At 34.2% G+C, this 24,766-nt stretch carries 22 protein-coding genes and 1 pseudogene; 1 reads left to right on the forward strand and 22 read right to left on the reverse strand.

From position 1 onward, the window contains the following. Positions 1 to 208: 208 nt before the first annotated feature. Positions 209 to 562 (forward strand): annotated as a pseudogene (locus tag FY557_RS13645) (XRE family transcriptional regulator). 35 nt (positions 563 to 597) lie between these two features. On the opposite strand, the gene FY557_RS20145 reads toward FY557_RS13645, so the two are convergent. The 22 genes from FY557_RS20145 to FY557_RS13750 form a co-directional block, all read right to left on the reverse strand. After that, positions 598 to 735 (reverse strand): hypothetical protein, encoded by a 138-nt coding sequence (locus FY557_RS20145; RefSeq protein ID WP_185151729.1) that lies wholly within the window; start codon positions 733 to 735, stop codon positions 598 to 600. A 145-nt stretch (positions 736 to 880) separates the two neighbouring features. Beyond that, positions 881 to 1,642, reverse strand: coding sequence for a LytR/AlgR family response regulator transcription factor (locus FY557_RS13650; protein ID WP_149247793.1), 762 nt, complete (start codon positions 1,640 to 1,642; stop codon positions 881 to 883). Between the two features lie 9 nt (positions 1,643 to 1,651). Continuing rightward, a complete protein-coding gene (locus tag FY557_RS13655) occupies positions 1,652 to 3,043 on the reverse strand; it encodes a 5-methylcytosine restriction system specificity protein McrC (protein ID WP_149247794.1) in 1,392 nt (463 codons plus the stop codon). Then, positions 3,009 to 4,865, reverse strand: a complete 1,857-nt coding sequence (locus tag FY557_RS13660) for an McrB family protein (protein ID WP_149247795.1) — start codon at positions 4,863 to 4,865, stop codon at positions 3,009 to 3,011. The genes FY557_RS13655 and FY557_RS13660 overlap by 35 nt, the downstream gene beginning before the upstream one ends. A gap of 103 nt (positions 4,866 to 4,968) precedes the next feature. After that, positions 4,969 to 6,621 (reverse strand): type I restriction-modification system subunit M, encoded by a 1,653-nt coding sequence (locus FY557_RS13665; protein WP_149247796.1) that lies wholly within the window; start codon positions 6,619 to 6,621, stop codon positions 4,969 to 4,971. Continuing rightward, complete coding sequence (locus FY557_RS13670; RefSeq protein ID WP_149247797.1) at positions 6,618 to 7,718, reverse strand: AAA family ATPase; 1,101 nt, start codon at positions 7,716 to 7,718, stop codon at positions 6,618 to 6,620. Before FY557_RS13670 ends, FY557_RS13665 begins: the two co-directional genes overlap by 4 nt. A 2-nt stretch (positions 7,719 to 7,720) precedes the next feature. Then, the gene (locus FY557_RS13675) at positions 7,721 to 8,920 is read right to left on the reverse strand and encodes a restriction endonuclease subunit S (protein ID WP_228451789.1); all 1,200 of its coding nucleotides are present in this window, start codon (positions 8,918 to 8,920) and stop codon (positions 7,721 to 7,723) included. A gap of 10 nt (positions 8,921 to 8,930) precedes the next feature. Then, the gene (locus FY557_RS13680) at positions 8,931 to 11,942 is read right to left on the reverse strand and encodes a type I restriction endonuclease subunit R (RefSeq protein WP_149247799.1); all 3,012 of its coding nucleotides are present in this window, start codon (positions 11,940 to 11,942) and stop codon (positions 8,931 to 8,933) included. A gap of 81 nt (positions 11,943 to 12,023) precedes the next feature. Next, positions 12,024 to 13,967: a DUF262 domain-containing protein gene (locus FY557_RS13685; RefSeq protein ID WP_149247800.1), complete on the reverse strand. Its 1,944-nt coding sequence runs from the start codon at positions 13,965 to 13,967 to the stop codon at positions 12,024 to 12,026. 138 nt (positions 13,968 to 14,105) lie between these two features. Further along, positions 14,106 to 14,495 carry a hypothetical protein gene (locus FY557_RS13690; protein WP_149247801.1) on the reverse strand — a complete coding sequence of 130 codons (390 nt, stop codon included), beginning with the start codon at positions 14,493 to 14,495 and terminating at the stop codon, positions 14,106 to 14,108. 199 nt (positions 14,496 to 14,694) lie between these two features. Next, positions 14,695 to 15,327, reverse strand: coding sequence for a hypothetical protein (locus tag FY557_RS13695; RefSeq protein ID WP_149247802.1), 633 nt, complete (start codon positions 15,325 to 15,327; stop codon positions 14,695 to 14,697). A gap of 181 nt (positions 15,328 to 15,508) precedes the next feature. Further along, on the reverse strand, positions 15,509 to 16,081 hold the full coding sequence (locus tag FY557_RS13700) for a hypothetical protein (protein WP_149247803.1): 573 nt from the start codon (positions 16,079 to 16,081) through the stop codon (positions 15,509 to 15,511). A 57-nt stretch (positions 16,082 to 16,138) separates the two neighbouring features. Further along, positions 16,139 to 16,606: a hypothetical protein gene (locus FY557_RS13705; RefSeq protein WP_149247804.1), complete on the reverse strand. Its 468-nt coding sequence runs from the start codon at positions 16,604 to 16,606 to the stop codon at positions 16,139 to 16,141. Next, positions 16,607 to 17,119, reverse strand: coding sequence for a hypothetical protein (locus tag FY557_RS13710; RefSeq protein ID WP_149247805.1), 513 nt, complete (start codon positions 17,117 to 17,119; stop codon positions 16,607 to 16,609). It abuts the gene before it with no gap. Next, positions 17,109 to 18,338: an RHS repeat-associated core domain-containing protein gene (locus FY557_RS13715; protein ID WP_149247806.1), complete on the reverse strand. Its 1,230-nt coding sequence runs from the start codon at positions 18,336 to 18,338 to the stop codon at positions 17,109 to 17,111. The genes FY557_RS13710 and FY557_RS13715 overlap by 11 nt, the downstream gene beginning before the upstream one ends. A gap of 9 nt (positions 18,339 to 18,347) precedes the next feature. Then, entirely contained in the window at positions 18,348 to 18,575 is a 228-nt protein-coding gene (locus tag FY557_RS13720; RefSeq protein ID WP_149247807.1) for a hypothetical protein, read from the reverse strand. A gap of 334 nt (positions 18,576 to 18,909) precedes the next feature. After that, positions 18,910 to 19,320, reverse strand: a complete 411-nt coding sequence (locus FY557_RS13725; protein WP_149247808.1) for a hypothetical protein — start codon at positions 19,318 to 19,320, stop codon at positions 18,910 to 18,912. Between the two features lie 181 nt (positions 19,321 to 19,501). Next, positions 19,502 to 20,359, reverse strand: coding sequence for an RHS repeat-associated core domain-containing protein (locus FY557_RS13730; protein WP_228451790.1), 858 nt, complete (start codon positions 20,357 to 20,359; stop codon positions 19,502 to 19,504). 69 nt (positions 20,360 to 20,428) lie between these two features. Continuing rightward, positions 20,429 to 20,968, reverse strand: coding sequence for a hypothetical protein (locus FY557_RS13735; RefSeq protein WP_149247809.1), 540 nt, complete (start codon positions 20,966 to 20,968; stop codon positions 20,429 to 20,431). A 1-nt stretch (position 20,969) separates the two neighbouring features. Further along, a complete protein-coding gene (locus FY557_RS13740) occupies positions 20,970 to 22,175 on the reverse strand; it encodes a JAB-like toxin 1 domain-containing protein (protein ID WP_149247810.1) in 1,206 nt (401 codons plus the stop codon). Positions 22,176 to 22,184: 9 nt separating this feature from the next. Next, positions 22,185 to 23,294, reverse strand: a complete 1,110-nt coding sequence (locus FY557_RS13745) for a hypothetical protein (protein WP_149247811.1) — start codon at positions 23,292 to 23,294, stop codon at positions 22,185 to 22,187. After that, on the reverse strand, positions 23,294 to 24,760 hold the full coding sequence (locus FY557_RS13750) for a hypothetical protein (protein ID WP_149247812.1): 1,467 nt from the start codon (positions 24,758 to 24,760) through the stop codon (positions 23,294 to 23,296). Before FY557_RS13750 ends, FY557_RS13745 begins: the two co-directional genes overlap by 1 nt. Positions 24,761 to 24,766: the final 6 nt, after the last annotated feature.

Here is a 24,766-nt window from a genome sequence, read left to right on the forward strand (position 1 = left end):
GGTTTAAAATTTCAGAGTAGATTGTTGTAAATATAAGTAAAATGGTAGCTTTAGTCAATACTATAACCAGTAAAGATTATTTTAATGAAAACGATTATAAATTTAATTCTGTAGTTTTAAAAATTGTTATATTTTCAATCATTATAGATCTTGATTTATCAGGAAACACAAAATACATCAGGGACGCAATGTCAAACGATTCACGGAAATGCTGGGCATCAAGCAGGAAGCCCTCGGTGAAAACTACAATCAGAAGAAAATTTCACTCCTCGAACAGAAAGACGTAATGAAAGAAGCCCTGCTGCAAAATCTTCGAAGTTCTGAACATTCCCTTGGAGGCTTTTCAGAATTTTGATGTGGAGCAGGCAGTGAATATTATTGTAAATACTTTTCATGAAGAAGCGGTTGCAAAGAATTCAGTTTATATAAATTTTATATTTAACCCAATTGATAAAAAAATCGAATTACATAATGAAAAAATTGCTTATATGAACGAATGTTGAAAAAGAAAGATGAAATGATGGCTAGGTTAAAAAGCTTATTAGATAATATAAAAGCCTGAGAAATTTCTCAGGCTTTGGTTTTAAAATGACCATGCTATTTTTTGTTATTAGGGTTTAGCTGTTTCCCTCTGTTTCCCTGATTTTGTACATACTGCTTGTTCACTCCATTAGTTCCTTTGTTAGCATTCTGCATGTTGGAATTGTTTTGTTGTTGTGTCATTTTTGGTTTCATAATAATTTTGTTTAGAAGTTAAAATAATATAATTTGTTACATCATATATAGATCAAAGCAAAGTCCAAAAGACAACAAAAAACGCTTTCCGGAAACATCACGGAAAGCGCAGAAACAAAAGCTTTTTTCAGAGGAATAAGAGCGGTCAGCCAAAAAACCGCTTGAGCTCGCTCTGGTAATTTTCGGACACCGGTAAATGATGACTCTTTATCTTGCCCCGATCATCATACAGCAAGACCTCAACGGTCTCTGTTTTCTTATGATAACATTTAATATATTTTCTATTTACCCTGAACGATTTGTGAATGGTAATAAAATGACTCTTCGGCAGTCCTTTTTCCTGCATTCTGGAGAAAGAAAAATCGATCAGGTTTTCAGGATTTCGGTTAATGAAATGAATCTGCTTGTTATTGGATTCGGAACCGGCCTGTTTGTCGGCACAGAGGTAAACAATATCATCCAATGCAATCCTGTTTCCTTTTGTTTTGTTAAAATCAAGATAAACATATTGCAGTTCGGAAAACAAGTGCACTTCCTTTAAAAACCTGCTGAAACTTTTAATGAACTGTTCTCCGGTAAAAGGTTTGGTAATATGGTCAACGCAGATGTCGGCTTCCCTTTTGAGGTCTTCAATATCTTCGATGTAATCTGCCGTATTGACGCTTGCGAAAAATACGGGGATTTTAAGTTCCTGAGCAACCTCCATCCCTGTCATGCTGTCGTTGCCCAGATCCAGATCTGCCACCAGGATATCAGGCTTTGCCGTTTTCAACTGCTCAAAAAAATCTTCCGAACTCCTGCTTTTCAGTACAATTTCCACATTAGGAATCTTGATAAGATAAGATTCCAGCTTTTCGAGCTGTTTGGGGTTGTCTTCGAGAAGGGCGAGGGAGTATGAATTTGACATATTTAATTATTACGGATTGACAGACGACAAAATTTCTAAAGGTACTTCCTGCATATACATTTTTCTGTAAGCTTTTACTTTAGCAACAGAAGATGGCAAAACAGCTTTATCAAAGTTTTTTAAATCACTATCTATTTCTTCGGCATACTGTTCATCACTATCAAGTATCTCCCCTAATCCTTTCGGATAAATAAAATATACCGGAATGATCTGATCATCAGCAATTCCTAACTCCTCGTAAACACTGTTCAATCTGGAATATCCAGATAGTTGCCTTGCGTCTTCTTTGGTTGGATTTCCATTTTTGTAACGGGGTTTATATTTAGCATCGACTACCGCCTTTATCCCATTTTCTTTTTTTTCATTAATGATAAAGTCAAGTTCCTGGTAATGCTTCTTTTCATGATATTTCACTTCACCAGCCCCGGTAAATCTTTCCCTGAGTTTTTTAAAAACATACAGTTCAAATAATTTACTCATATCGATCCAGTGCGGCGGATGTTTTTTGTTATCTCCGTTCACACTTCCATAGCTATGGCTTATCAGTTTCAGGATCTGGTTTCCTAATCCAAATGCATTGTTGTATACTTTATAGAAGGGATTACTTTCTACTTTGTTATAAGATGTGAATTTCTGACTGTTCACCTGTTGAAAAGCAGCAAGGTTGTACTGTACCAATTCTAATACCTGAGCTTTGAGAACTGGCTCTAAGCTACCGGCGTACGAATAAATTACCTGCAAAACATATTTGAGAAACCGGTTTTCTTCCGTATCAATACCAAATTCCTGGAATGAACAGACAGTATAAGTAAGTCGATGTTTAAAAACATTCTGTTTTAATTGCTGACCGACTAATATCTTACCTTTTACTCTGCTTCTGAGATTCTCAGTCTTTTGGTAATATGATTTCTTTAAGCCCTTTCTTACAATTTGTTTAACTGCCATTAAAAACTGAATGATCAGAAAAGGAGTCAGTTCAACCCTGTGTTTTGACGGCACTTCAATCCATTCAGAATTGAAATCCACTTCTATCAATCCATCCAGGTGATTAAAGTTCTCCGGTTCCTGCAATGCTTCAGTCAATATTTTGATAAAATTAAGCTGGTGACTGTCATTATTCATCTTCGGTTCAACCAATACAGGAATATCCCATTCAGGAACATATTGTAATCCGATATAATAGGATGTTTCAAATTGTAAGAAGTTAATCTGATTTTCTTTTACATCTGCTGAAACTTTAAAACATACGGCATTTTCATTATTCCTGAAAAGAAATGATTTGGGAACAGCAAAATGATCTTGCCAGTCATAAATCCCTTTAAGATACTGCTGACGACATCCGCTATAATAAAAATGATTGTGCTCTTTAAGAACCAGTATTTTCTTTTCCAAAATTTTCAATTATGTCTAATGCATTTAATTTTAAAATTCCATCTTTTACATATTCCCTGAGAATGGGTTTTATTTCATATTCTAAGCGGATATCCATTGAGCCCCCGTCTTCTGTTTTGTCAATAAAATAAGAATGTCCAAGTGCTACTTCAGCCGGTTTAAATTCATCAGCAAGATAATCTGAATTTGTCTGGTAGTCATCTTTTGTAAACAAACTTTTAACTTCTGCAAATAATATTTCATCAAAGTTTTCCATCCCATCATCTGTCTTTAAATTCTTAGGTAAAACATCTACAAACGCAAATCTTCTTCTGATGGCGTAATCAATATGCCCTACACTCCGGTCTGCGGTATTCATAGTTCCGATGATGTATAGATTGGGTGGAAGAACAAGCTTTTGAGATCCATCGACTTCATACATCGATTCAACTTCCTCTCCGCGATATTCTAATGCATAAATAAGTTCTCCTAAAACAGATGAAAGATTGGCACGGTTTATTTCATCGATTACTAAAACATAATTTTTAGGATTTTCTTTTTGACTTTCTGGATTGAATATATGTTTTTCGAAGAATTTTTGTAAAAGAGAGTTGTAGTATGTAAATCTATAATGTGAGTGTACAAACTTTTCTTTATCAAGCTTTGGAGATTCCAAAGTAATTTCTTTGTTAACGACTGCTTTAATAAGCTTTTTAAATTCATCAAATTTCAAATGCCCGGGAGTTTTCCAATCCTTGCCATATAAAAAATCCTTTCCTCTAACTTTAAATATATTAATCTTATCAGATAGAGAAAATTCTTCTTCAGTAAGGTTTCCTTCTATATCATTTTTAAAATCTTCAAAATTTTGGTCAATCCAAACGTCAGTCACTTTAGTTGTTTCCTTGTCCGAACTATTGTAAAAATTTCTTGATGCCTCTTTAGCAAATTTCGCAAGTATTTTATTTTCTGCATCGTAGATTAGTCCAGTTACTTCATCATCTGGTTTTGCCACAATTCCTCTTACAAAGTCTTCATAAGTATAACTTGGATGAAACTGGATGATTTTAAACTGTTCACTCTCTTGAAGTTCTTTTTCATCTAATCCTAAGATATTTTGTGCAATCAGTTTTGCTTCTCTTGTTTTTCCGGTTCCCGGAGGACCTTGTAAGATAATTTGGTTTTTGTATTGTAATAAATTAATTATAGTAGATGAATAAGCAGATATTTCACTCATATCATTTGTGTTATTTAAATCATGCACTAAATGTTCATAGATTTGCCAAGGCAATGTCATATTTTCGTAAGGTAAATCGCTGTCGAGATTTTCTAAAAAAAAGGACCAAACAGCATAGCTATTTTTAAACCAATCTCCGGTAATCGGAATATTAGAATTCTGAGTAACTTCATTTAATTTTCTAATGAAATTTCTTAGGTTATCTTCGTTTACGATGGTACATAATAGTTTGGGCTGTAATCCCGCAATTAAACGATTGGTAGATGCTTTACGATTTTGTTTTGTATACTTTTTTATGATGCTTTTCAATTCATGATATGTATCAAACAGCGGTTCATCTTGTGAAAGAGCTATTTTTTGTAATAGTGGAGCTATTTCCAACCAATTTTCTTTAATTTTTTCTTTCTCCTCGCCAGAAAAATAGCCTTGTTGTAAAGAAGAAATACATTGATCATTTGACTTTTCAAAAAACTCCCAAAAAGTATTTGGATCCCAATCCTTCCAATTGTTACCTTTCTTTGCTTCCTCAATAAATTTTGGAACAAATTCTCCGTACTTATCGCGCCAATCTTCCCAAATGTCTATTTCAGTGGCAATTTCCTGTAATGTTTTCATGTAGTTATTTAGTTTTAAATAGTATTAATTCAGTCAGAATAATTCCTGAATTAAAAATTAATCTGACTGATTTTTATTTTTGCTATATCTATAAATTGTAATATTATTTAAGTTCTTTCAATCCCAGTTCCCTTAAGAAAGCATTATGTTTATCGGTTGCTTCCTTAATTCTATTTTCTATCGAAAGCAGTTTTTCATTAACTTCTCCCAAATCTATTCTTTCTTCTTCTAAAGAAGTATTTACATATCTGGAAATATTCAGGTTATAGCCATTCTTTTCTATTTCTTCCATAGAAACTTTTCGGGAATAACGTGGAAGTTCTTCTCTGAACTGATAGGTTTTTACTATTTTTTCAATATCATTTGGCTCTCCATTCTCTCCTTCTCTTAGTGTATTCTGACGTTTGCCTTTTGCAAAATGTTCACTGGCATTGATAAAAAGAACATCATTGTGCTTTTTACATTTTTTAAGAATCAAAATACATACAGGAATTCCTGTTGAGAAAAACAGATTGGAAGGCAAACCAATTACCGTATCTATATTATTGTCCTGTAATAATTTCCTACGAATTCTTTCTTCTGCTCCGCTTCTGAACAATACACCATGTGGTAAAATAATTGCCATTGTTCCCTCTCCACTTAGAAAATGAAAACCGTGTAATAAGAAAGAAAAATCTGCAGCCGATTTAGGAGCAAGCCCATAACTTTTAAAGCGGAAATCATCTGCCATCACTTCCGTAGGATCCCAGCGCAGACTGAATGGCGGATTGGCGACAATCGCATCAAATTCCATCTTCTTGGCAGGATTCATTTCATTCAGAATATCCCAGTCATTATCCAAGGTATCTCCGTGATGAATCTCAAACTCGGTATCCTTTACACCGTGCAGGAGCATATTCATCCTCGCTAAATTGTAAGTCGTAATATTTTTTTCCTGTCCGTAGATCTTACCAATATACCCACCGTTCCTTTCCAATTGTCTCTTTACGTTAAGAAGCAATGATCCGGAACCGCATGCAAAATCTAAAACCTTATCCAGTTTTTTCTTTCTCCCTGTAGTTGGGTCTTGGCCGTCAAGAGTAACGATTTCTGAAAGTATCGTGGAAACCTGTTGTGGTGTATAAAACTCACCCGCTTTTTTACCCGAATTCGCGGCAAACTGTCCGATTAGATATTCATATGCATCTCCAAGGGTATCTCTTGTAGCCGAAAATTTAGAAATGCCTTCTGATATTTTGGTTATGATGGCACAAAGCTTCTTATTTTTATCGGTATAAGTTCTCCCTAGCTTCTCAGAATTCAGATTAATTTCCGAGAACAATCCCTGGAATGTGCTTTCAAAAGATTCATTTTCTATATAGCGGAAACCTTTATCCAAAGTCTTTAATAAATCCTCATCCTGAATTCTTGCCAGTTCTGAAATATTGCTCCAGAGATAATCCGGTTCTATGACATAATGCACTTTCCGTCGCAATTGCTTTTCAAACTCTATAACATCATCTGGGTTTTCTTTATACCAGATTTCCAATGGATTCGTAATTTTAACGATAGACAATACATCTTTTGGTGTATTCGTATCCGGGTAATCCAATCCCAATTCTTTTTTGACAGCTGCTTCGTAATTATCTGATAAATATCTTAAAAACAGAAAAGAAAGCATATAATCCCTAAAATCATCTGCATTCATTGCCCCACGTAAATCGTCTGCAATGGCCCAAAGTGTCTTTCCTAATTCTTTTTGTTCGTTTAATATCATTCTTGACTTTCGTTTGAAGGTTCGTAAGGAAGCAATTCTGGTAATTCGAATTTATATTTGTCCTGAAAAGCTTGTAAAATTCTTGTAAATAATTCTTTGTTATCTTCTCCCATTTCTACCGGCTCATAAACAGAATATTTACCGTGGCTTAATAAATTAAGAGCACGAGAATAAAGTACTTCATCATCTATGTCCTTAATACATTCAGAAAAATCCGTAAAACCAAAAAAGGTAGAAGTCTTTTCTAAAATACTGCGCAACATATTAAAATGGTATGTATTAATTTGCCCAGATTCTTTAACTCTATTTAGTTCACTTAATATAGCAACGTGATGAAAGTAAGGAGTATCATCTGTAGGCCTTAAAATGTGTCCCTTATCAACATTTTTATATAAAAAATAGCGTTTATGCTTAAATTGTTTCAACTCATTACAAACGACATTGAAGAATAAAGAATGATGAGAAGAAATAACTGTTTTTATACGGTCTTTCCCTTTTTTTAGCAACTGAGCCAAGTCACTTGCTACTGCAATTGCATTATTATCATCCAGTGAAGAAATAGGATCATCAATGTAAACATATTTTACCCATTCATATGATTTAGAGTCTTCAATAACCAATTCGCAGATAGATAAGAAAACACACCAAATAAAAATATTTTCTTCACCTCTTGAAACTTTGATGTGATTTTGTTCCCCTTTTGAAAATATAACTTTCCAATTATCATAATCAATTTTAAAATCAAAATCTGCATAACGTTCCAGATAAGCAAATATTTTTTCTTCTAATGCCAGTTCTTTAAAACCATTGAAAAATTTAGACGAGGCATTAATTTTTAATACTCTTTCTGTATCATTTGCTAAATCATTATCCCAAGAAAACAAATCTTCTGTAAATGCATTAAAATACAAAGTATCTGCTCCGGGATTTTTTTTCCTTTTCTTAGCATAATCTTTAAATGCCATTGACATTCGTGTTTTGCCAGTTCCGTTATAAGCGTAAAGCAAAACAAATAAGTGGTCATTCAGATCATCCCTTAAACGGATAACCAGTTTTTGTAAATCAGGAAAAAAAATAGGCTTTGGTTGATTATTCATTCTTATGCATTTATTTTAGGAAACAATCCCTGCATCAATCCTTTTTTATGGATTTTTAGCTGTTCTATTTTTTTGGTTCGCGCAATAATTAAATTATCAACTGCTGACAAAGTCTCTGCTATTTTTTTTTGTTCTTTTGGATTTTTAGGAATAAAAAAAACATATTTAAGAAAGTTTTTTCCATTAATAGAATTTATTGTTGCTCCCAAGTCACCATTAACCTGCTTTTCATATGAAGTAGTTTGAAAAAGTTGAAAAGCAAAACTTGGATTTTCAGCTCGAAAAACACTCATAAAAGCTCCGTGGGTTGACTTTGGCAAACCATCAGGAATAATTGCATTTTTTCCAATCAATGCTTTTGAACCATTTCTCACACAAATCAGAATATCATTTGGTTGAGAATAATGCGCACCTTTAATGTCTGCTCTAACAAAAACAGAATCATTTAAATCAATTAGCCCATCTTGAATATTTGATGAACGTAAAACTAATAATCCATTTTTTCTAATATCATCTGGACTATATGTAAGTCCATTAATCAATTTCCCTAAGATATTTAATTCTTGCTCTTCCCACTCCTCATCATTCACAAACTCTGGAAAACGATAATTTGGTACTTTTTGTCCTTCCTGTGGAAAAAGGTTTTGCAATAATCCTTTTTTATGATTTTTAAGAACTTCTAATTTATCTTTATGTGCTGTAATCAGTTCATCTAAAGAGGTTAAACAATCTGCTATTTTTTGTTGTTCTTTTTCAGTTTTTGGAAAAAGAATCGTCATTTCATAAATTGTACTTAAAACTATATAAGGAGTATTTCCCTCTTTCTTTTCACTTGCAATTCGAGCAGGTAAATTTTTTTCTAAATAATATTTTAAATAAACTACATCTTTAGAAAAGTCTGATAAAACATATGTTCTTTGGTATGCATTAAATTTGCCTTTATAATAGTGGATATATCCTAAATAGGCACCATTTCCCGCAATTAAAAGAGCTTCAGTATCAAACGCGTATTCATTAATTTTATAATAATTTTTTGCACAAGTATAAAATCTGTATTTTCCATTTTCTGACATTGCATTAGCATCTAGCTTTCCTGTAGTAATTTTATCAGAAATTTTTCCAAGAATATTATTATCCCATTCGCCATCATACATAAACTCAGGAAAACGTAGTTCAGGTATTAATTTATTAATTTGCTCCATTGTTATATCATTACTCATACGCTGCCAATCCAGAAATTTCTCTTCCTTCCGCTATCTTTTTCAGTTGTGGCACTAAATCTTCCATTAAAGCTAATTCTTTTACTCGTCTTTCTTTCCAGCTCAATTCTAAAGGTTCTAAAAGATCAGTTAGTTTTTCGCCGTCAAAGATCATCCGGCTCATAATATCATCGGTAAAAGATTTTAATGCCTGGGTTTCCAAACCGTGTTTGTTGGCAATGGCAGCCAATTCTTTTTCGTTTTTTTCAATTTTAAATGTTTCGTAGCCTTGTTTCAATTGTTTTTCATCCTGTCCTTTGCTCCAGTCTAATCCGTTGATATATTCGGTCAGGTTTTCTTTTTCATCCATCAGATTTGCACTGGAACTCAGTAATTTAATCAACTGTTCTTTGCTCATTTTCTGCTTTTGAGATTTAGGATCAGTCTGATCTGCAATAAGGCTCATAATATAATCGTAATCAATCAAAGTGGAAGCAAATAACACAAATTCAAAATCAAGCTGCTGCAATCCGAGCGGTATGTTATCACCTCCATTCTGCTGGATTTCCTTCAGTTGTTTTGCTGTTTCAAGATAAGAACTGCGGAAAGAACGAAGTTTATCCTCCGGCATAATCTTTTCAATCAGCTCTTTTTGGCCGGCGTCAAGATCTGTGTATTGGTCAAGCTGTGTTTTTAAACGCTGGACTTCCTTGAATGTTTTTACAAATTCAATCTTTGCTGTATTTCCTTTCAGATTATAAACTTCATGCGGCTCGCTGATCAGATCCTGGTTTTCCATAAAAATACCCATGGCTTCTACTGCTTTCTGGTATTTTTCAATAATTGCCGGTGCAGGTTCCACCAGCCATATTTCTCTCGCTCTTTTCTCGTTGCCCTCCCCGGAAAATAATTCTATAGCTTCGTTTACCTGTTGCTGCTGAGAACGGAAATCCAATATATTACCATAGGGCTTAGTATCGTTCAATACTCTGTTTGTCCGGGAAAACGCCTGTATTAATCCATGATATTTTAGATTTTTATCAACATACAATGTGTTAAGATATTTGGAATCAAAACCGGTTAACAGCATATCAACGACAATAACAATATCAATCTTGTTTTTATGCGGATAATCGGCGTTGCTGTACTTATGGTCTTTTATACGTTTCTGTATGTTCTGATAATAGCTGTCGAATTCATTAATGGAATGGTTGGTTCCATGTTGCTTGTTATAATCAGCAATAATGCCCATTAATGATTTTTTCTTTTCTTCAGGATTAATCTGATTGTCCGCTTTTTCCTGTTCCAGATCTTCCTGCAATTGTTTGATATCGGCTGCGTTTTTCTGATCACCGTCCTTTGCCATAAATTGAGCCGGAGGTGAGAAGACACAGGCAATATTTAAAGGAATATAGTCAGGATTTTCTATCTTTTTCTTATTCTGTAATTCTTTAAATAAGTTGTAATATTCTATGGCATGATTAATAGACGCAGTTGCCAGAACAGCATTAAATCTTTTATAATGTGTTGCCGCATCATGCTTTTCCAAGATAGCCTCAACTACAGCTTTTTGAGCAATAGCTTCACCTGGTTTTGCATCAACACTGCCCTGTCCTTTATAAAAATCAATATGAAAACGCAGTACATTTTTATCATCAATGGCATGGGTAATAGTGTATGCATGCAAAAGTTTCTGAAAAATATCTTCCGTTGTTTTATAGGATGCATATTCTCCGTCCACTTTTTTGTAACTGGAATTTTCATCAAAGATTGGTGTTCCTGTAAAACCGAAAAGCTGGGCATTCGGGAAAAACTCCTTGATTGCTCTATGGTTATCTCCAAACTGGGAGCGGTGGCATTCATCAAAAATAAAAACCACTCTTTTATTTTTTAATGGTTCCAACCGTTCCTTATAAGTCTGACTGTTTTCTTTCCTGAAATTTCCGTCTAATGCCAAGCCCAGCTTCTGAATGGTCGTTACAATGACTTTATCTGCATAGTCTGTTGAAAGTAATCTTCTCACCAATGTTTCCGTATTGGTATTTTCTTCCACACTACCTTCCTGAAACTTATTGAACTCTTCTCTCGTTTGACGGTCCAGATCTTTTCTGTCTACAACAAAAAGACATTTTTCAATATTGGGATTATCTTTAAGTAGGGTCGAAGCTTTGAAAGAAGTCAGTGTTTTACCGCTTCCCGTTGTATGCCAGATATAGCCGTTTCCTCTATTCTCATGGATGCAGTCTACAATTGCTTTAACGGCATAAATCTGATAAGGTCGCATGACTAAAAGCTTCTGCTCGCTTTCAACCAAAACCATGTATTTACTAATCATTTCACCAAGTGAACATTTTGCGAGAAACTTTTCTGCAAAATCATCCAAATGAGTGATTTTTTTATTTTTCTCATCTGCAAACTGATAAACAGGCAAAAACTGCTCGTCCGCATTGAAAGCAAAGTGCTGGTTCCTGTTATTAGTAAAGTAATAAGTATTGCTTTTATTGCTTACAATAAAAAGCTGCATAAAACACAACAATGAATTTGTATAACCATTTCCCGGATCGTTTTTATAATCAACAATCTGTTGCATCGCCTTTCTGGGCGTGATATCTAAGGTTTTCAATTCTATTTGTACCACAGGAATCCCATTAATCAGAATAATAACGTCATAACGATGATTGCTGTTTTCGGTATTGATTCTTAACTGATTGATTACTTCATATTCATTTTTACACCAGTCCCTGTTGTTGACAAGAGTATAATGTAGAGGAGTACCATCCTCACGCTGAAAATACTGTTGCTCACGTAAAAGTTTAGACGCAATAAAAACATCAGGATTTATAATTTCATCTCTTAGCCTTGCAAATTCTGCATCGGTTAGCCGAACTCTGTTAAGAGATTCAAACTTCTCACGAAAATTTTTTTCAAGACTGTTTTTATCCCTGATATCAGGTCTGTAAATATATTTCAGATCAGAAAGTTTAGATATAAACATTTCTTCGATCTGGCTTTCTGTGGTATGCATTATTGTATAAAAATGAGTTGTTAAAGATAAGAAATCATTAGACGTTATTTGCATAAAAACCTCGGTAAATTGTAAATAAAACTAAGTTGCGAAATACTCTTTCCAGAAAGAGATTTCGTAATTAGGTATATTCCATTTTTCTGTAATAACATTTAATATTTTCTCACTTCTTTCCTCAATATTCTCTAATGTCCATGAGTCATAATCAAGAAGCTGTTTTTCAGATTCATATACTGTATTATTTCTATTTAAAGCGGTTTGTATACGATCTTTATGATCTTTAAAGGATCTGTCTGAATGGCTGTTATTAGACATGAAAAGATTACCTAAAGCATAAGAATATTTTCTTCTTCTGGAATTTCCCAATTTATTAATCTCTTCGTACGATTTCCTGGCAATAAGCTTATCTTCAGGATATAGACGATTGACAGCAATTTCACGATCCACTTTTATACCACTGATGTATTCTTCATATTCTCTGAGAATAAAGTAGATACCATCCCAAGCATAAAAATAGGTTCCCATTTCCAGATTCCGCCTTACTCCAGCCCATGAAAAATGATGAACTCGTGCATTAAGCAATTGTTCAATCAGCGAAGCTCCTGACTGAGCAGAACTACCGCTTATAAAATATTTATTAATGTCCCTGAAGGTAACCTCTTGATTATAATTGGTTTTATTCCCATACAATAAATAGCACATGATATTGTGACGCTCAGCAGCCCAAAGAAATTGTTCTATAGTTGTAATATTTCTTTCATGGTCTTCTGTCAATTCAACGCCATATTCATATTTTGGAAGTAATCTTACCAGAACAGCAAGTACAAGATTAAGCATATAGCGACCATATCCAAAAGGGAAACTATTGAGTCTCAATAAAGACCTGCGAATCTTATCAGTTGAGTAATATTTGAACTCCGGATCTTCTTCCGCTTCTTCAGGATTATTAATGAAATACCAGAGAACAACTGATTCTTTCATACAGTGAAGCCATTTCCTTAATTCATCTGGCTTCATAAAATGATTATTATGAATATTGAGAAGATTAAAGTCTTTCTCGAATAGATTCTTCTGATAAGATTTAAAATCCTGAGCCACCATGTCTTGCTTAGAAAAATAGAGTAACCAAAATGCTTTTAAAAAAGCATCGTCATCCATTACCTTCTTAGGATTTGGATTTCTACCAAGCCATTTGTAAACTTCAAGCCAGGTTTTATTAACCATTATTCTTCGATTAGCTATCCTCTCCTGTCCGAAAGCTTGTTTTGATAATAAGTACAATACTCTATTTTTAAATCGCTCAAGACCTGAAAGCTGTTTGCCTCTAAAGTTCAATGTTTCAAAGACCATTGATATATCCAGATTATTTCCTGCTGATTCACTTAAATTAAGCACAGAGAAAAGTAACTTGTCTGTAATCTTTGTATTCAGATCTTTCAAATTCTGCTGAGAAAATTCTTCTAATTTTTCATTGAAAAAGGTCTTTGCAAAATATAGGTTATGGGTATACAATGTTTCTATATCTTCTTCACCATACGAAAGATCTTCAAAAATATTACGAATCAGATAATTATGAGATGGTACATCAACATGATATCCGAAGAGATATTTATTACTTACATCTGGTACATAAAAAAAACTTTGACTAAATGAAGTTTTCGCATCATTATCTTTCAATCTCTTTACCGCTTGAGAAAAAAGAATGAGAATTGTTGTGAGCCGTTGCTGACCATCTACTAAGTTTAATGGAATATAATCTACACCATTTATTATTACTTTTTGTTGTTCCCTATCTATATGATTTGTAAAGCCTTCTTTCTCTAAATTATCAAAATCCTGACTTGAAAAATTGTTAATAGTAAGAATACCTGTAAAATGATACGCATTATTATGAAGGTGAATGTTATTAAGATCTGCCCAAAGATCTTCTAGCTGGGATTGCTCCCACGAATAACCTCTTTGATAATCCGGAATTCTAAAAATTCTTTGTTTAAAAATATCTTTGAAGGGTAAAATCTGGGACATATTTTTGCAATTTAAAATTAAGGTGGCATGTAAATAAACAGGTGGATCAATGAAAAATTGACTTCATCATAAATTAAAAGTATCTATTGAAACAGTAATTGTTATAAGCTTTTTTAAAATCAATGGAAGTAAGGCACATCACAGGTCTTTTTTAGTCGGGAAATTCTTTTTCATTTCTTCCTGGATATCGCCGGGAAGATCGGTGAAGTTTTTGCGCATCAGCCAATGGTAGACATTCTGCTGGCTTGTGGTCACCACATAGGCCTGCTGGAATTCCCAGCCTAAAGCACCCATATAATTCATCGCATCCACCATGGAATTAAACTTTCGGTTGCTACCATCTTCATTCCTGACTTTCGTATTCTCAAAAAATGAAGTCGCCTGCCCGTAATCAATAGATACGGTCACCTTATTGCTGAGGAACCTTGATTCACCGACAATCTCGGCATAGACAAATCTGGGAACGGACTGCGCATGCAGGAAGGAAAGGGTACCGCACAGGGCGGTTAAGAAAAACAGTTTCTTCATGGTTAAAAGTTTGGTCAAATATAATTAAAAAAACGATTTCACCGCTACGGGAAACCGTAAAAGATAACCGGCAAATCTTTATTTCCGGTCTTACCTATGATAAAGAAACACAGAAAACCGACAGATTATTTAAACAAAAGATTGAATTTACACTTATTTCATCTAAGCTTTCATAAGTAAAAGGAAAAGAGGTTTAACTTTAAAAGCAATTGCAATCTATCGCCTTAAAGTCCGGACTGATATGAATATCATTTTTTATGTCATTGAAGATTTTGGCAGCAGATTCTTTTTCTTCAGGGATATAAAAATTGATTAATTCTTTTTTTGCATTAAAAAATGCACTCCACACATAATCTTCATCATAAAAGGATGTATTATTTTTAGATTGATCTCTATTTAAAAACACGCTATTGGATTTCCCGATTGATTTTTTTAAAAACTTCAGATCTTCATCCGTTTTCCCTACTAACAGGATGGTCATGTTGCCATATGCCTTTTTTGCTTCTTTCGGTGATACAACCTTAAAGGTTTTAATATCGCCAGATGTCAGCTCTACATCAATGTTATAATTTCCTTCTTTATCCTTCAAACTTATTAGGGTTACATAATTTTTATCCAGATTAACCTCTTTGCGGATAAGATTCTCAACAAAAACATTTACAAAAGGATTTAGAGAAAAGGTTACATAGTTTTTATCCAGATTAACTTCTTTGCTGATAAGATTCTCAACAAAAACATTTACAAAAGGATTTAGAGAAAAGCAATCCCTCTTTTTTGTTTGTGAAATAGCATTATTAAAAAATAAAATAAATGCGATGGTATAAATTTTCATATTATTTTTAATTTGCACCATTTGAATCTTTTTAGAATATCTAACGATGAACATTTCTTATCATTGAGTCAGATAATATGAGCTTATGTCCCTAAATTTTAGGTGTATCACGGTCATGGCATTGTTAATGATAATTCCAAATGGGTTATAAGCCTCTTTACTCCTGATTTTGGATTATTATTTAATCTTTATATAAAGCAAGCCTTATCTGGTCAAAACCTCCTCTCCCCTTAAAACGAAATAAATAAGCATTTAAATTTTTACTTTTCCATTTTATATCATCCCTTACCGTTTCCTCTGTAGATTTTTTTAAATCTTCGGATTTAATAGAAGCCGGATTCCCTATTTTTTCTGATAGAAATAGCTTAATCTCTTCAAATTTATCCGTAAAAATTTCTCTTGGTGTTTCAATTTTTTCATTATAATTCCACTCATAGAATTTAAGTTTTACATCTCCTTCTGCATTGAAGAAATAATCAACTTTTAAAACAAAATTATTAGCAGGTCTTTCGTAAGAAATGGGGTTTTCAAATTTATGATGGTCGAAGTACGGATAAATACCTTCGCTTACTTGCCAAAAATACCCCAATGACTTATCTTTCGATTTTTCTGAAATTTCCTCTTTCTTTATTTCAGAAATTTTTGGGAACTCCAAATTGATTTCTTTTTCTACTTTGATGGTTTTATCTTTATAGACAGAACAACCATGTAGTAAAAAGCTAATAATTAATAACAAAGAAAAGCGTTGATTCATAATTTTAAAAATAATATTATTTTGAAGGAGGTGGAGGCATTGAAATTTCATATTCTTTTATACGATAAAAATACTTCGTAGGTCTCCTTTAGCTATAAGCTCTAGGTGGCTGATATCCTTAATCTTGTATATAACTCCTTTTTGATAATCATTACCGTTATAGGCTAATGGGTACTTTTCAACATCATTTTGCTTTAACTGACTGGGATTTTGGATAAGTGTGAACTTTGGATGATATGGTTCAGTTACTATGATTTTACAACAATCAGTATAAAAGGTTCCTTCTTTCTTTATCATAAAAGTAGGCTTGATTACGTTTTCGTAATTAACAGAAAGGATAATTAACGTATCATATCTATTAAGAACATAGAATAATCCTGCTTTTTTAGATATTTCTTTATGTACTATATCAGTACTTTCTATAACTTTATTATAGATTTCCTCAGAAGTAAAATAAGGATTTTTCACCTTTTCTTTACAAGAAACCAATAATACTAAACCTAATAGGAAAATTATTTTTTTCATTTATTTGGCTGGTACCGGCTCTGGAACATGCCTGTCACTATAGTTAAATAAATTCAATTTTATTCCCTCTTCTACAGAAATATTTTTATAGGTATTATTTATAATTTCAAATATTGCATAGTGTGGATGATATAAAGAAATAGTCTCATTTTCGTATTTAAGTGCACGATCTGGTTTGAACTGTTTTTTATTGTTATTTTTGAAAAAATCCTTTGAATATAAAACAATAATTTTCCCATTATGAAGGTAGCTTCCCGAGATAGAATCTTTATTATAAAATTGAGCTGTAGCAATTTTTATATAATCATTTCCATATTTTTTTTCGTGAGTTACAGTATATAAGTTTATTGAATATCCCTTTGGAAAACCAGATGAGATTGAGTCAATGACATTGTTGATTTGTCCATATAAAGGATCATTTTCCTTTTCTTGTTTAGCAAAAGGTTTTTTTACATTTTTATTGCAACAGCATAAAAAAATAAAAAATAGAATGTAACAAACTTTATTTAACATTGTAATAATTTATTTTGTTAAAACTTTTTACATTAGCAGGTGTCATTTTTAACCCTGTATTCTTCTGCCCATTTCGATTATATTCAATTATTCTATTTCCCAATCCTTCATGTACCGTAAAGAATCTCGATAACATACTGCTGTTCTTTAAGGTTGCCTCATGTATAGTTCTCCTTGTATCTTGGTCTGCTCCCCATTGATTTCCAATTTTGTCAGGATTTGCACCTCCGTAACCATCATGATTATGATAAAATGAAATTAAATTATCATAACTACCTATATATTGTGTCATATAATTAAACCCTTTGGTATTGTTATCTATAGAGTGTTGGGTAGTAATTAAATAATTTTCTGAGCTTCCTCCTCTTGAAAATCTCCCCATCCCAAATTCAATTCCATCAGTGGTATTGTTGTTGAGAAAATTAAATACATTTACAGCATCATTAACATTATTTGTATAGCCTGCTGAAACTGTACCATCTTTTATTGGTCTCATACTACTTAGGTAACCAGTAGCTTGGCTCAAATCATTAATAATACTTCCGTCACTCGGTTTATCCTTTGCAACAGTAACACTATTGCCTTTATCTACATTTCCCTTTTTATCAGAAGCAAAAAGAGTATCAGAACTGTCATTACTCCTTTCCAACAGTTTAACCTGCCCATTTTGAAGTAACTGGAAGTTGTCAAGGACACCTCTACCATCAGGGTCAATGTTTTTTATGGGGTTATTCATAACCATGTTATAAGGAGACCAGCTTGAATACTCTTCACTCAAAGGATCAGGAGAAAACCATCTTCCTGCGGTGTCTAAATATGGTTGAGCATCCGGGTCACTTAAATCAATCTCCCTGAACTCAACAATCTCTTTTGTTTTTCTGTTGAATCTTACTGAACCGATGCTTATAATAGAATCCCTGTCATGGAACTCCAAATACTTTCCTTTGCTGAGGGTAGCTACTTTAGGGTAGTAACCGTATTTCTTAAATGGATTTCCAGCCTCAATGTTTTTTCTCCTTCTTTCCGCTTCCTCAGGGGTTAACGGGTCTCTGGATTTCAAAACCTCATCCATGTAAGGTCTGTTCCTTTCCTCCTTGGTAAGTTTTACAGGATTGGTGTAGGGCTTCTCTGCTTTGGGTTGAGTTTGTGTTTTGCTTTTTTCCTGTGCCTGTATAAATCCAGCCATAAGCACAAAGCCGGTCAATACAATTCTTTTCATGGTCATTGGTTATTTCGTAAAGTTATTTAATAATTTTTTATTCTCGTATTTTTCTCTTTCAATTTTGAGCGATACCAGCCAGTCTAAATACATTTCCTCCGGCATCTGCCGGTAACCCAGCTCATAGATGTGGGTATATTCTTTGGTCATCAGCTCCATGAGTTCTTTGGCTTTCGGGTCCTGTTGGGCCTTTTTTATGTTTTCAGGATTGGCGGAAGTCAAATTCTGTTGATCCATCAACTTTTCAAACTGTGCCTTGTGGGTTTCAGCCTTTAGGATTAAGGCCTTGGCAAAGTTGGGATAAATCTCTATCGCTCTGTTTACAGCCTTTAATAGATAATAACCTCAGAAAGCAATCCAAATTTAGGGTATGTAACTTCGAGAGATACAGCAGTATTAATGCAAATTCCTAAAATGCCAAATAAAAATAAAGATCCAAACTCACAATTTTATCTATATCACCTCTGAAGTATGGATTGGTATTAAAATAACTTAAACGATGTATAGATATAAAATAGCTTATAAAGTTATTACAATAACAAAACCCACCGCAAAACGGTGGATTTTGTGTTTATTTATTTTTTGCCCATTCAGGTAGTTCTTTCCAACCTTTAGGGGGTGCTTCTTTTATACTGTCTGAAACAGGGATGTTAGGATAGATAGTAGAAAAAGAATGGTCTTCCAACGAAAACTGAACCAAATATCTTGCAGGTATTATAACCTCCGGATCTAACGCATAAATATTTGTCGTCTCATAATTTTTACCTTTTACACTATAATTAAACCTTATTCTCTTATAAGACAGTATTGGCCAATACATATCAGTTGCATAACCAATAGTATAGTTTCCTTTCTTTATTGGACTTTGTTTATGAAATACATACCAGAAGAGTGGCGATACGAATATCAAAAAGAATAGTATATTCCATTTAGAATTTCTAACAGAGATATAATAATGAATTTTTTGAAATAATTTTTTCATCACGGCACTTTATTTTGAAGGGTTGCCCTTGTATAATCAGGAGTATTTATTAATACATTGGCCACAGTTGTTCCCGCAGTCTGCCCAAAACTTGAAGTGGTACGCATATAAGAGCCAATGACAGTACTTTTAAAAACTGACGATCCTGTAACTCTGTTTACTGCAGTACCTCCTACAATGCTTAATCCCGCTTGGGCAACATAGGTTCTTGCTGATACACCCCTGTAAATACAGATTTAGTGTCAGTTGCATTACTATTAACAGCGGTTGAAATCACTGCATTTCCAATATAGCTCATTCCTACACCGGCTAACGTTGACTGGGTTAAATTAACGTTACCGAGGGCCTCTCCTATATTTCCTCCATTAGTACTAAAGTTAGCGGCAGTTTTTACAGAAGCGTCTGTTAAAAACCGTCCTCCAATAGCTGTAGCTGTCATCTCGCCTGAAAAAGCAAATCCTCCTACGCCACCGGTAGCAAAAGCTACAGGAATCCCAATAAATAAAGCCTTTTCAACACCCTCTAATTGCTTACAGGCAGCACAATTATTAATGGCAGCACCTAGTCTTTCTCTATTAACATTCGTAAAATCTTCAGACCAACTTCCCTCAGTTTTTAAAGTTACCTCAGAGCCGGAATTAGAAGTATATGTATTATTTGTTTTTCCGTCAGAATAGCGGTCATAACCAAGGCTAACAGCTTGCGATGCACTTTTTATTTTATTCTCCCAGTGCCATCGTGTACTTCCATTAGCATCCGTTTTTCCAACCCAATCTGTGCCCGTTCTTCCATCTGGATCAATAAAACTAATTGGATTATTGTAAGCATAAGTATAAGGACTCCAAGCTCGAAATTCCTCGCTTAAAGGGTCTGGCGAAAACCATCTTCCTGCGGTATCCAAATACGGTTGAGCATCCGGGTCACTTAAATCAATCTCCCTGAACCCAACAATCTCTTTTGTCTTTTTGTTGAATCTAACTGATCCGATGTTCACAATAGAATCCTTGTCATGGAACTCTAAATACTTTCCTTTGCTCAAGGTGACTACTTTGGGATAGTAACCCTATTCTTAAAAGGATTTTCTACTTCAATATTTTTTCTTCCACTTTCAATTGCTATGGGATTTTGATGGCGGAGGCAGAGAAGGTAATATTGGAGGATCAGCAAAGAGATTATTATAGTAAAAAGAGTCATGTGAAGTTTTTAAAAAATTATTACCTTGAACTTCAAAGATTTCAAAACATCTTTTCTCGGAAATTACCCCCCCACTGTTTTTATTATTAAAATTTTCATATTTTTTCAAAAGTGTATCTTTTTCCATTCTGTTATGATTAATTTTATTTTCAAAATATTCTTTGTTATAAAATACAACAAGATTGTTTTTATACTCAGTGCAATGAAAAAGTGAATCGGTGCTGTAATCATACACGGAAGCTACTTGTATAAAATCTTTATTGTCATATTTTTGATATCTTACTTGCAACATTCTATCCTTTCCTCCTCTGCAATAGGTTGAATCCAAGACATAATCTATTGAATGTATCAATTCTTTTTGAAAAGGATTAGATTGATTTGAACTTATTTCTTTATTTTTATTGCAAGAAATCAGAAATAAATTAACAGTTATAATTAATAAGAATTTTTTCATTTTATTTCCTTTTTAGATTTTTTAAAAATTGAACATTAAAAGGATATGTTTGTTTAATATTTGGTCCTGTTCTTGAAATTTCTATCATTCTATTATTATCATTAACTGTGAAAAATCTGGGATCTCCTAATCCTTTGCTTTGGTTACTTCTAAAAATCCCATACATTGTCGACTTATCAGAATGCCATTGGTTACCAATGTTTTTATAATCTAAACCAATTTTTCCATCGTGATTGTGAAGCGACCAAGCCAAATTATCTTGGGAAAATTTATTAGAAAAGATTCTTGAACCATCAATATCATGCATCGTTGCTATCTGAAAATTATCCTGCCCATCAACGTTATAATTTGCTAAAGAAAATTCAATTCCGCTATTAGTATTATTATCTAAAAAATTATAAACATTAAAAGCATCATTAAGGTTTTGAGTAAAGCCCTCTGAGAAATAGGGTATTGTAGATTGTCCTAATATTTTAGGGGTTAGCTCCCCTCCTTGACTTAATCCACTAATAACAGAACCATCACTTGGTTTATCTTTTGCTACGGTTATACTTTTACTTTTATCCACATTTCCTCTACTATCTGTTGCAAAAAGTGTATCAGATTTATCTTTTTCACTGCCATCCAATGGATTTACACGTTGAACTTCACCATTTTTTAATAACTTATAGTCAGTAAGAGGAGCCATTCCATCAGGATCTATATTACTTATAGGATTATTAAATACAAAATTATATGGAGACCATGCTCTAAATTCTTCACTCAAAGGATCAGGTGAAAACCATCTCCCTGCTGTATCCAAATACGGTTGTGCATCCGGGTCACTCAAATCAATCTCCCTGAACCCAACAATCTCTTTGGTCTTTCTGTTGAATCTTACCGAACCAATACTCATGATAGAATCTTTGTCATGAAACTCTAAATACTTTCCTTTGCTGAGGGTCGCTACTTTAGGGTAATATCCATATTTCTTAAAGGGGTTTCCAGCTTCAATGTTCTTTCTTCTTCTTTCCGCTTCCTCAGGGGTTAACGGGTCTCTGGATTTCAAAACCTCATCCATGTAAGGCCTGCTTCTTTCCTCTTTAGTCAATTTTACAGGGTTAATATATGGTTTCTCTGCTTGGGGTCTAGTTTGTGATTTACTTTTCTCCTGTGCCTGTACAAATCCTGCTATAAGGACAAAGCCGGTCAATACAATTCTTTTCATGGTTATTGGTTATTTCGTAAAGTTATTTAATAATTTTTTATTCTCGTATTTTTCTCTTTCGGTTTTTAGTGATACCAACCAATCCAGGTACATCTCCTCCGGCATCTGCCGGTAACCCAGCTCATAGATGTGGGTATATTCTTTAGTCATCAGCTGCATGAGTTCTTTGGCTTTCGGGTCCTGTTGAGCCTTTTTTATGTTTTCAGGATTGGTGGAACTCAAATTCTGTTGATCCATCAATTTTGCAAACTGTGCTTTATGAGTTTCAGCTCTTAGGATTAAGGCTTTAGCAAAGTTGGGATAAATTTCTAAGGCTCTGTTGATGGTTTTTAATACAAACTCACCATCATTATCAGGAAAATTCCTGTTGTATGCCTGTGCTAAATCAAATAAACATAAAGCAAGGCTTTCTTTATTGTTCAGGGCTTTCATAAACACCCCGTTTTTGATGGCATCCAAATGAATGTAACCGGAAGCCATTAACCATGAATCCTGTGGAAATATGCCACTTGTAAGCTCTGTATTGTACCAGCCATCGGATTTGATCTGGTGCTTGATATAAACATGGCTCGGTGCCAATGCCAGATTTGCATCCACTCCCAATTCCTCAGCTAAAATCTTGTAGAGGTAAGGCATGGAATTGCAGTTCCCTTCTTTAGTCATTAATAGTTTCGACACAAAAAGGTTTGTTATATCATTGTGTCCGAAAATATCTTTAAAATCATAGTGAAAGGGCTTATACTGAACCACGGTATCTTTAACAGCAATCGGTAAAGACCGGCACATGATGGAATATACGGCTGCATACCTGCTTACCTTGTCTTTATCTGACTGCTTATAGGTCAGTTCCCTGTTTGCCATAATTGCCTTTGCAAACCTCGTTAAAAACCTGACTTGGTTGTTGAGTTGCACCGTATCTAACTTCCCCTGAAAATAAGCATTCTCTACACTGAATACCGCATCTTTAAAACTGTATTTCTGCTTATCATTCAACATATTGTCGATGGCCTGGTAAGCATCATTGTAAAATTGATTGCTTTGGGCTTTAACCATTACAGAGCTAAGCCAGAAGAATATTAAAAACAGCGTTGCTGTTTTAGTTTGTAAATATTTTTTCATTAAAAATGTTTTGGGTCTATTTTGAAATACCGGGCTTTCTCTTTAGATTGTTCTGATTCTCTTTTCTTCTGTTCCCGGGCTTGTTTCAAAGCTTCCTGCTGTTTCTGCTTTTGTTTTTCGGCATTCACCTGTCTCATCCTGTCAGCAAGTTCCTCGCTTTTTTGTCTATTAGATTCCCCTTTCATATTGCCCAGCCACTGTTCGTAAGCTCCTTCGGGCATCATCACGAATCCCAGATTGTCAATATGGTTAAACTGGGCTTTGGTTTCCTGTAACAAAGCGACTGCCTGAGGGTAAAATCTTATCTTTTTAAGGTCTTCCGGGTTTTCCAAGTCTGTAACTCCCAGTTGACCTGCCACATACGCTAATCTTGCCTGCTGGTACATGGATTTAAGCTGGTTGGCATAAATGTTATTGGGAGAGTATTCCAGTGCCTTATCCAATGTATTGTCCACAAACTCATCCATCCCGTATTTGTGAATATATCCGTTGGCCAAATCCGCATAGAAATGTGCTAAAAGTTCTTTCTTACTCAGATTTTTCATGTAAATGTCATTCTGCAAAGCCTCGGATTTGATATAGCCGGATTCCAGAATTAAAGAATTGGCTGTAAAGATCCCATTGGTCAGCTCGGCATTCTGCCATTCTCCTTCACCATCTAAAAACCTGATGTACGTATGGTTAGGTGCATACGCCAAATACGCTTCGGTATTCATTTCTTCTGCCAGCATCAGATATAGTAAGGGCATAGAATGGCATTGTCCCGAGCCTGTTTTAAGAAGTTTCGAAACAAACATTTTGCTCCAATCCTTTGTGCCCATATAATCCTCAAAATCATATTTGACGGCTTTGTGCTGAACTCCTCCCAGCTTCATGCCTTTTGACAGAAACTCAAATATCATCAGGTTTTTATCTGTACTGCTTTCAGTATCCTGTTTTCTGTCTTTCATCTTCTGCAAAAGCTGCTTAGATGTTTTCTGTATACCGGATTTAAACTGATTAAAGTTCTGTTTACCTTCATAGTAAGCATTTTCCACAATGAAGTTTGCTTGACTTACAGCGTAGTTTTCAGGATTGAGTGACGCTAATTGATGGTAAGCATCGTAATAGGCTTGCGCCCCTGCCTTTCCTGACAAAGAAGGAAGGTTGTAAAATGAATGCTCTAAGGCCTGTTGCCTGTTGTATTCTTCTTTGTTCTTTGTGAGCTCCTGTTCCTGAGCAATCCTTTTAAAATCATCCTGAAACATTCTTTGATTCTGCTGTTCTATCTGTGCCCTTCTCTGATTGGATAAGCCACCATGAGGAACAAAGGGAATATTTGGCTTTGCAGGCGTATAATAGTTCTGGTCAGCATAATTTTGGATACGGCTTACATTCGGCCTGGACATAGCAGGTAAATCGGGAATCTGACCAACCCCATAAAAACTTAAAGACAACCAGCTCAAAAATTGTATTTTTTTCATCATAAACAA

This window comes from Chryseobacterium sp. SN22 (assembly GCF_008329705.1).
Classification (GTDB): domain Bacteria; phylum Bacteroidota; class Bacteroidia; order Flavobacteriales; family Weeksellaceae; genus Chryseobacterium.

Coding starts and splice junctions, on each gene's coding strand:
- FY557_RS13735 (WP_149247809.1), bottom strand. CDS start 20,968: ATGAAAAAATTCTTATTAATTATAACTGTTAATTTATTTCTGATTTCT.
- FY557_RS13715 (WP_149247806.1), bottom strand. CDS start 18,338: ATGAAAAGAATTGTATTGACCGGCTTTGTGCTTATGGCTGGATTTATA.
- FY557_RS13745 (WP_149247811.1), bottom strand. CDS start 23,294: ATGAAAAAATATTTACAAACTAAAACAGCAACGCTGTTTTTAATATTC.
- FY557_RS13695 (WP_149247802.1), bottom strand. CDS start 15,327: ATGAAAATTTATACCATCGCATTTATTTTATTTTTTAATAATGCTATT.
- FY557_RS13700 (WP_149247803.1), bottom strand. CDS start 16,081: ATGAATCAACGCTTTTCTTTGTTATTAATTATTAGCTTTTTACTACAT.
- FY557_RS13750 (WP_149247812.1), bottom strand. CDS start 24,760: ATGATGAAAAAAATACAATTTTTGAGCTGGTTGTCTTTAAGTTTTTAT.
- FY557_RS13725 (WP_149247808.1), bottom strand. CDS start 19,320: ATGAAAAAATTATTTCAAAAAATTCATTATTATATCTCTGTTAGAAAT.
- FY557_RS20145 (WP_185151729.1), bottom strand. CDS start 735: ATGAAACCAAAAATGACACAACAACAAAACAATTCCAACATGCAGAAT.
- FY557_RS13690 (WP_149247801.1), bottom strand. CDS start 14,495: ATGAAGAAACTGTTTTTCTTAACCGCCCTGTGCGGTACCCTTTCCTTC.
- FY557_RS13665 (WP_149247796.1), bottom strand. CDS start 6,621: ATGATATTAAACGAACAAAAAGAATTAGGAAAGACACTTTGGGCCATT.
- FY557_RS13680 (WP_149247799.1), bottom strand. CDS start 11,942: ATGCATACCACAGAAAGCCAGATCGAAGAAATGTTTATATCTAAACTT.
- FY557_RS13650 (WP_149247793.1), bottom strand. CDS start 1,642: ATGTCAAATTCATACTCCCTCGCCCTTCTCGAAGACAACCCCAAACAG.
- FY557_RS13685 (WP_149247800.1), bottom strand. CDS start 13,967: ATGTCCCAGATTTTACCCTTCAAAGATATTTTTAAACAAAGAATTTTT.
- FY557_RS13675 (WP_228451789.1), bottom strand. CDS start 8,920: ATGGAGCAAATTAATAAATTAATACCTGAACTACGTTTTCCTGAGTTT.
- FY557_RS13710 (WP_149247805.1), bottom strand. CDS start 17,119: ATGTTAAATAAAGTTTGTTACATTCTATTTTTTATTTTTTTATGCTGT.
- FY557_RS13705 (WP_149247804.1), bottom strand. CDS start 16,606: ATGAAAAAAATAATTTTCCTATTAGGTTTAGTATTATTGGTTTCTTGT.
- FY557_RS13670 (WP_149247797.1), bottom strand. CDS start 7,718: ATGAATAATCAACCAAAGCCTATTTTTTTTCCTGATTTACAAAAACTG.
- FY557_RS13740 (WP_149247810.1), bottom strand. CDS start 22,175: ATGAAAAGAATTGTATTGACCGGCTTTGTCCTTATAGCAGGATTTGTA.
- FY557_RS13660 (WP_149247795.1), bottom strand. CDS start 4,865: ATGAAAACATTACAGGAAATTGCCACTGAAATAGACATTTGGGAAGAT.
- FY557_RS13720 (WP_149247807.1), bottom strand. CDS start 18,575: ATGGATCAACAGAATTTGACTTCCGCCAATCCTGAAAACATAAAAAAG.